The 12,677-nt window shown below is 66.1% G+C and carries 11 protein-coding genes; 3 read left to right on the top strand and 8 right to left on the bottom strand.

Going from position 1 to position 12,677, the window contains the following annotated elements; genetic code table 11:
* Positions 1 to 81 precede the first annotated feature (81 nt).
* From AB0L82_RS09345 to AB0L82_RS09330, 4 genes are all read right to left on the bottom strand, one after another.
* Positions 82 to 951 (bottom strand): hypothetical protein, encoded by an 870-nt coding sequence (locus AB0L82_RS09345; RefSeq protein ID WP_364633212.1) that lies wholly within the window; start codon positions 949 to 951, stop codon positions 82 to 84.
* Positions 948 to 1,979 (bottom strand): hypothetical protein, encoded by a 1,032-nt coding sequence (locus AB0L82_RS09340; protein WP_364633210.1) that lies wholly within the window; start codon positions 1,977 to 1,979, stop codon positions 948 to 950. The genes AB0L82_RS09345 and AB0L82_RS09340 overlap by 4 nt, the downstream gene beginning before the upstream one ends.
* Complete coding sequence (locus AB0L82_RS09335; RefSeq protein ID WP_364633208.1) at positions 1,976 to 2,968, bottom strand: hypothetical protein; 993 nt, start codon at positions 2,966 to 2,968, stop codon at positions 1,976 to 1,978. Before AB0L82_RS09335 ends, AB0L82_RS09340 begins: the two co-directional genes overlap by 4 nt.
* A 146-nt stretch (positions 2,969 to 3,114) precedes the next feature.
* On the bottom strand, positions 3,115 to 4,599 hold the full coding sequence (locus AB0L82_RS09330; protein WP_364633207.1) for a DUF4419 domain-containing protein: 1,485 nt from the start codon (positions 4,597 to 4,599) through the stop codon (positions 3,115 to 3,117).
* A gap of 111 nt (positions 4,600 to 4,710) precedes the next feature.
* Here AB0L82_RS09330 and AB0L82_RS09325 point away from each other — a divergent pair, with 111 nt between their 5' ends.
* Complete coding sequence (locus AB0L82_RS09325) at positions 4,711 to 4,929, top strand: CsbD family protein (protein ID WP_364633205.1); 219 nt, start codon at positions 4,711 to 4,713, stop codon at positions 4,927 to 4,929.
* A gap of 14 nt (positions 4,930 to 4,943) precedes the next feature.
* A complete protein-coding gene (locus tag AB0L82_RS09320; RefSeq protein ID WP_364633203.1) occupies positions 4,944 to 5,423 on the top strand; it encodes a universal stress protein in 480 nt (159 codons plus the stop codon).
* Positions 5,424 to 5,452: 29 nt separating this feature from the next.
* On the opposite strand, the gene AB0L82_RS09315 is transcribed toward AB0L82_RS09320, so the two are convergent.
* Together AB0L82_RS09315 and AB0L82_RS09310 are read right to left on the bottom strand one after the other, a co-directional pair.
* On the bottom strand, positions 5,453 to 6,409 hold the full coding sequence (locus tag AB0L82_RS09315) for an alpha/beta hydrolase (RefSeq protein ID WP_364633201.1): 957 nt from the start codon (positions 6,407 to 6,409) through the stop codon (positions 5,453 to 5,455).
* Between the two features lie 125 nt (positions 6,410 to 6,534).
* Complete coding sequence (locus tag AB0L82_RS09310; protein WP_364633199.1) at positions 6,535 to 8,556, bottom strand: TerD family protein; 2,022 nt, start codon at positions 8,554 to 8,556, stop codon at positions 6,535 to 6,537.
* 244 nt (positions 8,557 to 8,800) lie between these two features.
* Here AB0L82_RS09310 and AB0L82_RS09305 point away from each other — a divergent pair, with 244 nt between their 5' ends.
* Positions 8,801 to 10,261, top strand: coding sequence for a protein kinase (locus tag AB0L82_RS09305; protein WP_364633197.1), 1,461 nt, complete (start codon positions 8,801 to 8,803; stop codon positions 10,259 to 10,261).
* A 91-nt stretch (positions 10,262 to 10,352) separates the two neighbouring features.
* Here the strand turns inward: AB0L82_RS09305 and AB0L82_RS09300 are convergent, their stop codons facing one another.
* Both AB0L82_RS09300 and AB0L82_RS09295 read right to left on the bottom strand, forming a co-directional pair.
* Positions 10,353 to 10,889 carry a hypothetical protein gene (locus AB0L82_RS09300; RefSeq protein ID WP_364633196.1) on the bottom strand — a complete coding sequence of 179 codons (537 nt, stop codon included), beginning with the start codon at positions 10,887 to 10,889 and terminating at the stop codon, positions 10,353 to 10,355.
* Positions 10,890 to 11,046: 157 nt separating this feature from the next.
* On the bottom strand, positions 11,047 to 12,576 hold the full coding sequence (locus AB0L82_RS09295; RefSeq protein ID WP_364633194.1) for a hypothetical protein: 1,530 nt from the start codon (positions 12,574 to 12,576) through the stop codon (positions 11,047 to 11,049).
* Positions 12,577 to 12,677 lie beyond the last annotated feature (101 nt).

The raw sequence follows: 12,677 nt of genomic DNA, 5'->3' as shown, positions 1-12,677 counted from the left end.
CACCGGGCGTACTCGTGGTGTGGGCGCTCGGCGTCGCACCGGATGTGCTTGTCGGGGGGACGCCCGGGGCGATAGTGGAACTCATCGCGGGGCATTCGATGCGCCGGGCGCGCTCGTGGCGGGGGTGCCGGATGCGGCGGCCGGGGCGTTCGGAGCCGGGGCGGCACCGGGTTCGAAGGTGCCCTGCAGGTGCCAGACGCCGGTGAAGCCGTTGAAGGGGCCGCCTACGATGAGGCTGGTCCATTGGAGAGTGAAGGCTCGGGTTTTGGGGTCGTAGGTGCCCGTGGCCGACGGGCCTTGGGCGGCACTGGAACTGGGGCGGTCGAACCAGCGCTGGGCTACCCAGTCCCAGGCGCGCTGGACCTGCTCCGCGCCTGCCACCTGCGGCCCCTGCTTCTCCGGGGGTTTGGGTGCGCCCTGGTTGAATTCCTGATCGTTCCAGGAGGCGGCCCAGGCGGACAGGTCGGCGGTGAGCTTGCCGTTGTCGTTGGTCACGGTCGGCGGGGGGACGCGGCGCTGGGTTTGCGGATCGAGGGCGTTGGTGGAGATGCCGAATTCGACGGCGAAGAACTTCGTCGGCTTGGTGATCGACGCCGAGAGCGAATTGCCTTGGGCGAAACCGGGTTCGGGCTCGCTCTGGTAGCCGCCGACCTGGAGGCCGCCCGCGGTGCCCGGTTCCAGCAGGGTGGTGGAACCGCCCTGGGCGGGGGAATCGCCATTGGGCATGTACGGGCCGTTCTCGGGCGTACCGCCCGGCTGCACCATGCGGAACCAGGTGCCGGTCACCGACTCGCCGTTCACCGCACCGGCGGTGAAGCGCAGCAGACCGGTGAGCTGTTCCGGCGCGCCGGCGGGCTGCGCGGAATCGTCACTGCCGCAACCCGTTACCAGCATCGCGGTCACCGCGAGCAGGCCCGCGAACGCGCGGGTGGTTGTTCCGAACAGCCTCATGCCGAGGCACCTCCTGTGGGATCGGCGCGGCGGGAACCGGTCCCGCGCAGCCTCGCCGCGGCGAGGCCGAGCGCGAGCACTCCGGGAATCACGAATCCCCAGCCGAGCGCACGGAATGCCGTGACACCGAGCGGTTTGGTCGAATCATTCAGCGCGACAACGGCATCGAAATTCTCGACATTGTCGTTCAGCACACCGACCAACCCGGCGAACCGGGCCGTCATCGGCTGCCAGCGCGCCTCCAACTCCTTGACACCGGTCAGATCGGCTTCCGGATGCGCGGCACGCACCGCGCCGACATAGCGGCTGTTCAGCTCACCGTCGGCCGCCACGAGCGTGACGAAATAGCCCTGAACCGTGCGCACTTCGGCATGGGTGAGGATCGGCCGGAAGTCATTGATCAAGGGCTGTGCCGCCGGTGCGGCCTGAAATAGCCCACCGGTCAACGGCACCACCAGGAGACCGAGCCCGGCCAGTGCCGCCACCGCATTCCAGAACACACCCCGCCGACCGTCGCGCACAGCCCGCAAACCGAACCCGCCCGCGGCGATCAACAGCACACCGGGCAGTGCGAGCAGCCACGGCAGCACCCCGAAAGGCGTTGTATCGGAAAGCTTTCCGTAGTTGTCACGGTTGGCGTCGATTCGGTCGACCATGCCCGAAATATCGGCCCGGATCCCCGGATAGTCCCGGACGAACTTGTCCACCCGCTCGAAACTCCCCGGCTGTGCGCCATTGGCTTGCAGCGCAATCACATTCGCTCGCGCCCGATCCAGCACGCCGAGATCATCCCGATAGTTCTGGATGCTCGCCGCGGTGATCTGCGGCCGGAGCGCGTCGATCATGGCCTCGCCCTTGATCGCTCGCGGGAACATGCCGGTGACCAGCGGAGCCGCCACCAGCAGCACCCCGAGCACGATCAGCGCGATGAACGGCCAGCGTGCCGCCACCCGCTCGGGCGCTCGCTCGATATGCGAGACGTAATCGGAGTACGCGGGCAGGCCGGACACGGGCGGTGCCGTCGTCATCCTCGGTCACGAACCCGCGCGACGCGGCCCGCACCGAAGAACGCGCCGACACCGACGACGGCGGCCACGACGAGCGCCGGAATCAGCCAGGTGTTGCGCTTGTCCTGCTTGATCTGCACAGACTGGGCGACCGGCGCGGGATCTGCCTGCGCGGTGGGGTGATCGGTCGCCGGTGCGGTCGTCGCCACCGGTGCGACCGGCTCGGCGACGGGGGCGACCGGAGCCGGAGCGGCGGGCGCGGGAGCCGATGCGGCCGGTGCCGCGGGAGCCGCCGGTGCGGCGATCGGAGCCGCCGCCGGAGCTGCCTGCGGCAGACTGCCGCGATACTGCCCGGCCAAATGCCACAGTCCGGTGAAGTTATTGAACGGGCCCCCGACAATCTGACTCGTCCATTCGATGACGAAATTGCCTGCGCCGTCAATACTTCCACTGATCGAACTGGTCTTGCCGGGCAATCCGCCGCCCGGCTTCGGCGATCCCTGATTGAACACCTGGTTGTTCCAGGTGACACCGAGACTGCTCAAATCACCGGACAAACGGCCGCCATCGCTGAATATCTGCGGAAGTGAAGTACCCGAACCCGTTTGCGGGTCAGTCGGATTGGTGGCGGTCGCGAAATCGACGCCGTAGAACCGCACCGGCGTGGTCACCCGCCCCGACTGCGCATTACCCGCACCGTCGAACGCGGCCGCGGGCTGCGGCTGATACGTGCCGCTCACCAGTCCGCCATCGGTGCCCGCCGACAGCGGGGTCACCGTCTGATCGCTGCATCGGGAATCGCTGTTCTGCAGGTAGGGGCCGCTCGCATCACCGGTGGGCAGGATCATCCGGAAGAAGCTTCCGGTCACCACCCCGTTCGCGCACACGCCCGGCGACAGGGCGAGCAAACCGTTGAGCGGCACCGGCTCGGCGTGCGCGGCGGGCGCGGCCAGCGCGGTGAGCCCGGCGACGGCCAGTCCGGCGGCGACGCGATACGAATTCCGACCCATAACGTATTCCCTCGATTGATTCGGTGCTGATCAACTCCAAGATTTCGGACAGCACACATATGGCAACTCGAGGGCGGGGCAAAGTAACCCCTTAGGGTCATCCTGAACGGAATCCGGTAAATCCCGCGTTTAATACTGAAGCGAGCTCACAGCAGGTCGGCGAGCGTTCCGGTTTCCAAGTGCGCGATATCACCGCCGGAATCCAGCGCGGCATTCAGCAGCAGCGCGAGTGATGTGCCGTACACCGGGATATCGGCGAGCTGATCGGCCAGCCGATATCCGGACCCGTCCGGCTCGGCCTCCAGACGGCACGCCAGCCAATATGTGCTGTCGTTCGCATAGTCATTGATCGCGCAGATGCTGCGTCCGTCATCGAGTTCGATGACGGACGCGATCAAGCCCCACGCGGTGGGCAGCGAGGCGTACCGCTTCGCATCGATGGGCGTCAATCGCCACTTGCCGCCGAACAGCGAGGCCGAACCGATCCGGCGGTACACCGCCACCAGATCGGGGCAGATGTCATACAGTCGCCCGGGCCCGGGCTCGGAGGTCTCATATTCCTGGACGATTCGATCGATCACATCGTCGATCTCGATGGTCGCCGGGGTAAGTTGCCACCCGGCGATCGGTCGCAGTGTGCCGTCGTCGTGCTGGGTACAGCCGATGAGACCCGCGTGCAATGCCAGCATCCGGTTCTCACCGGTGATGCGATCGTTGATATCGACGATGACTTTGGACAGTCTCGCCGGAATCTCCGAGCTGCGCACCCCGGGACCGAAGTAGCGGCCGCCCCGGCCGGGGATATCGCGGGGCTCACCAATCGGTAAGTCCAGCAACGTGTTCGGACGCTCAGGCATGCCACCTGCCATCAGATACGGATACAGTCGGGCGATCCAGCCCGTGATCACTCGTCCACCGTAGGCGTCGGCTGGACTGTAGATCCGCTGCCAGAACACGGTGTCGATATCACCGGACGCGGCCCGGACGAAGTGGTCGGCGATCGGTTCCAGCGAACGCGCCCAATTCCCCAGTCCGAACGCGCCGAGCTGACCCACCCGAGCCCGGATCGCGCGCCAGTCTGCGACGGTTCCGGTCAGCGTGATCGACGGGATACCGCAGACGTGCGTCATCCAGACCGCGTAGTAGGGCGAATACGCCTCCAGCAGTACGACCCGCCCGGCGATCCGATCGGTCTCTGTCGAAGTGGTGAAATCACATTCGAACAGGTCCGTGTGATCGGTCTCGGCCGCCAGCAGTTTGCTCCAGGACTCGACGGCGGCCCGCCACGCATCGGCGGTATCGGGAAGCATGCCGTCCAGCGTCACCCCTAGTCGTTTGCGACCGGCATGACGGACCAGCAGCGGCCGCAGTTCGTCCGCGTGCAGCCGAATTTGCTGTGCGATTCCCTGCGCAATGGTCAGCCACACCGCATCCGGGGACAGCACAAGGGGCCGATGGTCGGCGAAGGCCCGGCCGACCGCGCCAAGCAGCGGATGCACCCCGTTCGGTTCGACCATCGGCAGCTCCGGGTCGCCGCCGAGCACCAGCGCTTCGGGGAACAACTCCCGCAGCGGCCGGGTCGGCAGGGCCTCGGCGGCGGGGGTCACGTCATCGACCGGGAATGTCAGCACGGCGTGATGTTAGTTCGAGACAGTCACCGCGCCAACCGATTTCACGGTGGCGGATTCGATCGCGCGGTACCGGGTAGTTCCCGAGTACAGACCTCTACGAAGGATCGAAAAATGAGTGGTGGCAACAAGTTCAAGAATAAGATCGACAAGTTGACCGGGCGCGCACGGCAGCTCGCCGGTGACGCCCTGGGCGATCGCCGCATGTCCGGGCGGGGACGCCGCGAGCAGATACAGGCCGATCTGCGTGACGCCGGGGAGAAGGTCAAGGATGCGGTGCGCTCCGGTCGCGGACGGCGCGGGCGGCGCAGCCGCACCCAGACCCAATGGTGAATTAGGCTGGCGAGGTGGCCGAGCCGACGACTCCCGACGAGCGGGACGGATCCCGCTTCGAACTGGGCACCGACGGCCCACTGGTGATTGCCGTGGGTGTGGACGGGTCCGAATCCTCCTGGCGCGCCGCCGCCTACGCCGCCGGACTCGCACGACGCCAGCACGCGCTGCTCGCGGTCATCTACGTGCAACCGTGGATGACCATGGTCGCGGGTATGGGCACCGACGTCCAGTCCATCACCGCCGATATCGCCGATCAGCTCGTCACCGAGATCCGCGAATCCATCGAGCGCGTCAAGGACATCTACACCATCCGGTGGAAATTCCTCACCCGCCGCGGTGACGCCTTCACCGAATTATCCAAGGCCGCAGACGAACTCGGCGCGGACGCGGTCGTGGTCGGCGCTTCCCAGCAGGCCGGTCACCGACTGATCGGCTCGGTGGCGATGCGGCTGGTGAAATCCGGCCGCTGGCCCGTCACGGTCGTCCCGTAGCGAGTCACGCGGGTACGGGGCGACTCCGGCTATGCGACCAGCGCCAGGCTGCGGTATGCGGTCCGTTCGGTCCCAGCGGCCCTGGTCATCAGGCGGGCGATCGCGGCCGAGACGAGTTCGGGCTGTTCCAGGATTACCGAGTGACCCGCCCCCTCGACCAGTGCCAGGTCCGCGTAGTCGACGGCGGCGGCCATGGCGATCGAATGCGACGGCGGGGTCATCAGGTCGGCGGAGCCGCACAGGATCAGGGTCGGGATATGCGACAGCGCCGGGAGCGCGTCGGTGCGGTCGTAGTCGAGGAACGCGCTCAGGAACGCGGCCATGGCCACGATCGAAGTCTGGTTGTGCATGGCGTTCACCAGGCTGCGGATGCGCGGGCTGACCTTGCGATCACCGAACTCCGCCATCGTGATGAGCGGCGCGAAAACCTTGCACGCCAGCGACTTCGCATGCCGCGTCAGACCCGGAGCCCAACGGACCGCGGCTTGGAAGGTCGCGACCACCGGATGCCGGATCAACCGGCCGAACCCCGCCTCCGCGATCCCGCTCGCCCCCGTGGCGATCAGCGCGACCCCGGCGATGCGGTTCCCGATCTCCTGCGGCCGCTGACTGATATAGGTCAGCACGGTCATCCCACCCATGGAATGACCGACCAGCACCACCGGCCCGGCGGGCGCGACGGCATCGATCACCGCACCCAGATCGTGGCCGAGCTGCGCGAGCGTATAACTGTTGCGAGGCGCGTTGCCCGAATCCCCGTGCCCGCGATGGTCGTAGCAGACCACCCGAGCCCCCGGATACTCCCGCACCAGCTCATCCCGCACCTCATTCCAGGACTCGGCGCGCATGCAGTGCCCATGCAGGAATACAACGGTGAGCTCGGCCGCCCGCGGCCCATACTCCCGAACCGCCAGCGCCACCCCATCCGCGGTGATGACCGTGACCCGGCGCTCGGCCGAACTGCCAATCGCTTCCAGTCCCGACATCGATCTCTCCGCTTCCTCGGTGGTCCCCCAACTCTCCACCGACAACACCCCCGAAAGCAGAGCCCCGAGAGCTGCCCCCACTCCCCCGAGGTGGACGAGATCAACACCCAGGGTGGTGCCGCGCGTCAGCCGTCCGGATCGGTGATCGGACCCGCCTGCGCCGACTCGGACTGTTTCGGAGCGGCCGGGACCCAGCCGCGCAGCGGCTGCACCACCGTCCCGTAGAAGGCGTCGGTCGCCGAGGTCACGCTGGTGATGAAGCTCGCCGCCGTACCGGATCGCCGATTCCCCATCGCGAAGACCTGCTCCAGGGTGAAGGACACGATCGCACCCGCACGGTCCGCCGTCAGCGCCTTCGGATTCGTCCGCAAGGTTTCGAGCAGCTCGCACGCCTCGTTGCCGGGTTCGGAGAACACCGCCTCGACCTGGACGCTGCCTGGCGCTCCCTGAAGCTGCTTGAGCAGCCAGGACAGTCGGCGAGCCGAGGTGCCCTCATCGGGGGCGTCGAGTGTGGTGCGACAGCGCACCCTATTGGTTCGCAAGTCCGCCGCCACCAGCAGATCACCCGCGGTATCCGGAATCTGCAGCACGGCCTCGAAGATTCCCTCGGCCGCCAGCCGTTCGGCCACAGCCGCCTTGCGGGCCGCCGGATCGGACCGGAATCGCCGGGGCAGTACATGTTTCACGGTCGCTCCGAGTTCGGCCGTCAGCCGCAGCGCGAGGTGCCGGGACAGGGATACCCAGGTTTCGGCGACCGCCAGGGCCTTCTGATCGCCGGCCCGCAGGGTCCCCGCGCCGACCGCGTCCCGGACCGCGACCCAGTGCCTGCCCATATCGACGAATTCCGTTGCACCGGAACGCGGATGATCGAGATAGCGAAGGAACTCACCCAATAGCCAGACCTGCAGATCGTCCTCGATACCGCCGTGCGACAACAGCATTCGCGCCTCGTGCGCCACTTCGGCCCACGACAGATGACGCAGCGCGACCTTGGCCAGCTTGCGGCGGTCGACCTCGACGGGAAGCTCTCCGGGACCGGCCGGAATATCATTCGACAGGCTCACCACGACGTCGTACTTCTTCTTACGCGCCACATCGAGGTAGCTCTCCAGCTGATCGCGTTTGAGCTTGCCATTACCGGTCTTGACCTCGAGCAATCCCGTCCACACCCGACTGCCGCGCACCACCTTGAGCACCGCGTCCGGAATCACCACCGCGTCACCACGCTCGTACTGCACCTCGATATAGCCCTCGAAAGCGCCGGCGGGCGCGCCCATGCGCGCGCAGAGCGCCCGCGCGAAGGGTCGCACGGCCTGCATGGTGGCGATCAGCGCCGAGGTGGCGCGCCGCTCCTGTTCCTCACCGGCACCGACTCCGATCACGGAGAACAGTCGGGCCGGTTGCCAGGTATCGCTCTCGGCGAGTTTGAATTCGATCGGCTTGGTCTTCCTCGCCACCTGTTTGGTGGTGCGGACACCTCGGGCCGATCGCGCGGGACGGGTCGGCGACGGGTCGGGCGCGGCCACCTCCGGCGCGGCCTCGACAACGGAACTCTTCTGCATCGCAGCCGATTCCGGCTCGCTCACCTGTTCGGGCACCGCATCGCCTTCGGCGTCGTCATCGATGGTGACACCGAAATCCGTTGCCAGACCCGCCAACCCGGAGTCCCACCCCTGACCGACCGCACGCACCTTCCACACCCCCGCGCGCCGGTACACCTCCCCGAAAAGCACGGCCGATTCCGTCGTCGCATCGGCGGTCACGTACTCGGCCAGGGACTGCCCCGCTCCATCCACCACACAGAACGCGACCTTGCCCAACTGACCGAATGTTCCGGTCCCGACACTCCCCGCGAGGGCGACCACGTGCACTTCGGCCGGAACGGCGGCCAGATCGATGGTGATACGCGTCTGCGCACCCTCCTCGGTCGCACTCGTGCCCAGGAATCGCACCGAGCCATCGGTCGACTCGGGCTGGTTGTAGAACACGAAATCGCTGTCGGACAGCACCTTCCGGTCCTCGCCCAACAGCAGCGCGGAAGCGTCAACCGCCACCTCCGCCTCCGCCCACCCGATGACGATGTCAACCCGCTCGACATCATCGGATAGTGCCAGATTCTGACCCTTGGACAGTATCGGAGACGTCATAGCCTCCCCCTTCCGTGATTCGGCACGCACTCATCAGAGACGCCGCCGGGAATTCGGCGGCAACACCTCCGCTGTTACATACAACCGCGTGTCAACGCGAATGTTGGGCGAATGCGGAGTACGGACCGGTTGGAATTCCAAAAGTCGTTGCCGGACAACGAATATCCTGAATATCTCCCCCGACCGGATTACGATTTCATCGAAGTCTGAGGTAGCGCTTTCGCGCCGGTCATGTGGAGTTCTGGTGAATGAGACCACCTTCGGTAATTACCGGCTGCGCAAGCTACTCGGTGAGGGCGGAATGGGCCGCGTATACGAAGCGTATGACACGATAACCGACCGAACAGTCGCCTTGAAGGTGTTGTCATCGCGCGTTGCCGCCGATCCTTTGTTCCGTGAACGATTTCGGCGTGAATCGCACGCGGCGGCCGGATTGACCGAACCGCATGTGATTCCGATTCATCACTACGGGGAGATCGACGGACGACTGTATCTCGATATGCGCCTGGTCGACGGCGTCACCGTGGAGCGCCTACTCGCCGATAGCGGGCCGACGACCCCGGGCCTCGCCGTCGCCATCATCGAACAGGTCGCGTCGGCACTGAACGCGGCGCACGCGAACAACCTGATCCACCGCGATGTCATACCGTCGAACATGCTGGTGTGCGCGGATAATTTCGTCTACCTCATCGATTTCGGGCTTGCCCGCGCGGGGACCGACAGCGGTTTGACCACGAGCGGTTCCGCCATCGGCACCTTCACCTATATGTCCCCCGAACGACTCACCGAGGGGGTGGTCGATGCTCGCGCCGACGTGTACGCCCTGACCTGCGTGCTGCACGAGTGCCTCACCGGGAGTCAGCCATACCCGGGCACCAGTGTGGAACAGCAGATCACCGCACACCTCGTCACACCACCACCGCGACCCAGCCGCATTCGTCCCGGCGTGCCCGGTGGATTCGACGAGGTGATCGCCCGCGGAATGGCTAAGAAGCCCGAGCACAGATTCTCGAGTGCGGGTCAACTGGCGGCCGCGGCTCGCGCCGTTCTCACACAGCCGGATTCGACACCACAGCCTATCGTCTATCCACCGCGGGCGCATTCGCCCGCACCGGTCGATCGCAGGCCACTGCCCCTTCCGGCACCGCGCTTTCCGGTCGGCTCGCAGGATCGATCTCCGATCCTTCCGGGTTCACACGAACTCCGCACCGCCCCAACGAAATCCGGTGCCAGAATCGCAATAGCGGTTGGCGTCGTGGCACTGGCCGCGACCATCGCCGCAGTCGCGGTGGTCGCCGTCAGGCTGCGGAATGATGAGCCGAGCGCGGCGGGTGTCCCGAAATCGATTGCGAGCTCGGCGCAATCGACGACCACCAGTGTTCACCGAACGACACCCTCGGCGGTCTACAGCGGCCCGGCATCGACCGTGACAACATTGCCTCCCACCTCGGAAGGCACGCTCCATTCGATCGAAGGCACCCAATCGACGAGCATCGAGTTCGTCAATTCCCGCTCCGGCCCGGTCATCGTCTACTGGCTCGACTATTCAGGAAAGCGGGTCCGATACCAGACGCTCGCCGCGGGCGGCAGTTACGTCCAGCAGACCTACGTCACGCACCCCTGGGTCGTCTGCACAACCGCCGATGTGGCCATCACCCTCTTCATGCCGGGCACCGAGCCGAGCCGCGCAATCATCTCCGGCTGACCACCGCACAACCGTGCTCCGGACCCCACTCCTGCGGAGCCGTGGTCGGCCCGATGGCACACGAGGGTGGAAACGCCCCAGGTCGATGCGATCAGACGATGCGCGCACCCAGGACCTGATAGCTGCCCGCGTGGTAGCCGCCCACGATGCAGCCGGTGACCGAGGCGGGACTGACTTCCGGTGGGCTGGTCACCACGTCCAGGGTGCGGCCCGTGCCCAGGCCGCCCACCACCTTGAGGTGGTTGGTCGCCTGCTGGCCGAGTGTCCATTCCCAGGTGCCGATGACGTGGCTGTTCTGGCCGTTGTCCCACAGCACGATCAGATCGGCGCGGCCACCGCGACTGCCGTAACAGGTGGCGGCCGGTTCGAAGGTGGTGCCGATGATGGTGCCCACGCTGATATCGGTGGGAGCGCCGTGGCAGGCCAGTAGGTGGCCGCCGATATTGCTGCCGACGGGGGCCTGATTGCTGCCGGTGAAACCCGGGCCGTTCGCCTGCCATTCGATCGCCCCGGCGCTGCAGCCACCCTCGTCGAGTTGATCGGCCGAGGCGGTTCCGGCGGTGAGAGCGGCGGCGATAGCGAAGCCGGCCGCCACGCTCGCGAAGAGCGCACTACGGAATGTCGACATGTTCTGCACCTCTCTCGAGATCATCGTTGATCGAGCTGAAGCGGCAATACATCGTCGGGTTCGAGGTTAGGACAGCGAACGACCCCGCCGGAACATAATCGGCCAAATCGGTTAAATCGACCATCGCCCCAATAAGGAATATGAGTGATTCACTTCCTCATCGGCGCGACATGACCGCGCCGAGCGGATTGATGACCAATTGCGAGCGCGTGGCTTGGACGGTGACCTCATAGATATCGCTACCGCCCAACCGCGTCTCGATGAAATGACGCAGATCCGCGTTATCGGGATGCAGGGGGTCGGCGGGACGCAGATCAAGCGCGCCTTCCAGACCGCGCGGATTGTCGTCGAGGCCGGAACCGCGTGGGAGCAGGCGGAGTTCGTCCACCGTGTACAGGGCGATGTCGTAGGCGCGACCGTTGGGTGAGGTGAGGGTGGCGGGGTGTTTCGTTTGCGCCCAATCGAATTGGTCCAGGCGCAAGTTCCAGCCGTCGGGCAACACGCCTTGGAAGGTGAGATCGCTCGGCGCGACGAGGGTGTCGGCCGACCGGTCCCGGGGTGAGTTGGCGATCGGGATGCCGCGCAGTTCCTGATCGGTCGGGGTGAAGTCCCAGGCGGGGGCGACCAGATCCTTGTGCCAGTAGCCGGTGCGGCCGTTATCGCGACCCTCGACGCGCAATTCCCGATTCTCCATCGCCGGACCGCTGTCATGAATGGACAGGCAGGCGGTGATCTCGCCCGGAATCTTGGGCTGTCGCAACCAGTCCTGCGCGGGCAGCGAGATCGCGGCGTATTGCGGATCGACGCGTTCGAGCAATTGATCGGGGGCCGAGGGCTTCTGGCCCTGCGGCTGCCAGGTGTACCGCCCCGGAATGTGATTCGCGCCCGCCAGATCCAAATCGTATTTGCGCGTGTACATATCGCCGTACCGATTCATCACGAAAGTCACCGAACCCGAAGTGGTCAATGCCTCGGAAATGAACCGGCCGTCCTCCGGTCCGCCGATCTCATAACTCAGATCGGCGGGCAGCCAGGGATCCTGATAGGTGATGCGCGCGCCGTCCTGCGAGAGCGCGACCAATTGCACCAGGCCCGCGGTCGTCGGATGGGTGTAGCCCTCGGCATCGGTGAAACTCGCCGACATGCGATGGCTGATCGCCCAGCGGCTCGACGCGATCGGACCACCGCCGGTGCCCGGAATCCGCTCGCCCGGCCACAACCAGATCGGCCCGCCGTAGGAATAGGTCCAATTCCACAGCAGCGGACCGGAAAGCAGATTGTCCATGGAGTAGATCCAGCCGTTCGCGTCCGCCGCGACCAGCATGTTGTTGTTCACCGAGACCGCGACGATCCCGCCGTCGAGACAGCCGGGCGTCGGGATCCTGCGCCACGGCGAATTCGACTCGCGCGGGCGGGTGTACAGCGAACCATCGCGCAGCACCACATCGACGAAACTGTTGAATCCCTGGGTGTTATCGCGGAAGTCGACGCTCGGCGGGAACGCCAGATCGGCCGGGGCCACGGGCAGATCGTCGAACTCCGACAATCCCCTGATGCTCGGCAGCGGCAGGAACAAACCCGGTAGCGGAGGCAGAATTTGCAGGGTGCCGATCGCGGGCACACATCCGAGCGGGCGAGAATCCGAATCCGCGGCGGCCACACCCGTGCCCGGTCCGATGACCGCCACGCACACCGCCGCAATGAGGGCCGATGTCCCTCGCGCACAACGCCCCGTCATGAAAATCAGTCGCCTCCGCTCCGCAATTCTTCGCCCGGCCGGGTTGAATC

Origin of the sequence: Nocardia sp. NPDC052001 (genome assembly GCF_040680615.1) — a bacterium.
Lineage (GTDB): Bacteria > Actinomycetota > Actinomycetes > Mycobacteriales > Mycobacteriaceae > Nocardia.
The sequence above is the reverse complement of the archived record's forward strand: the minus strand, read 5'-3'. Positions and strand labels throughout refer to the sequence as shown.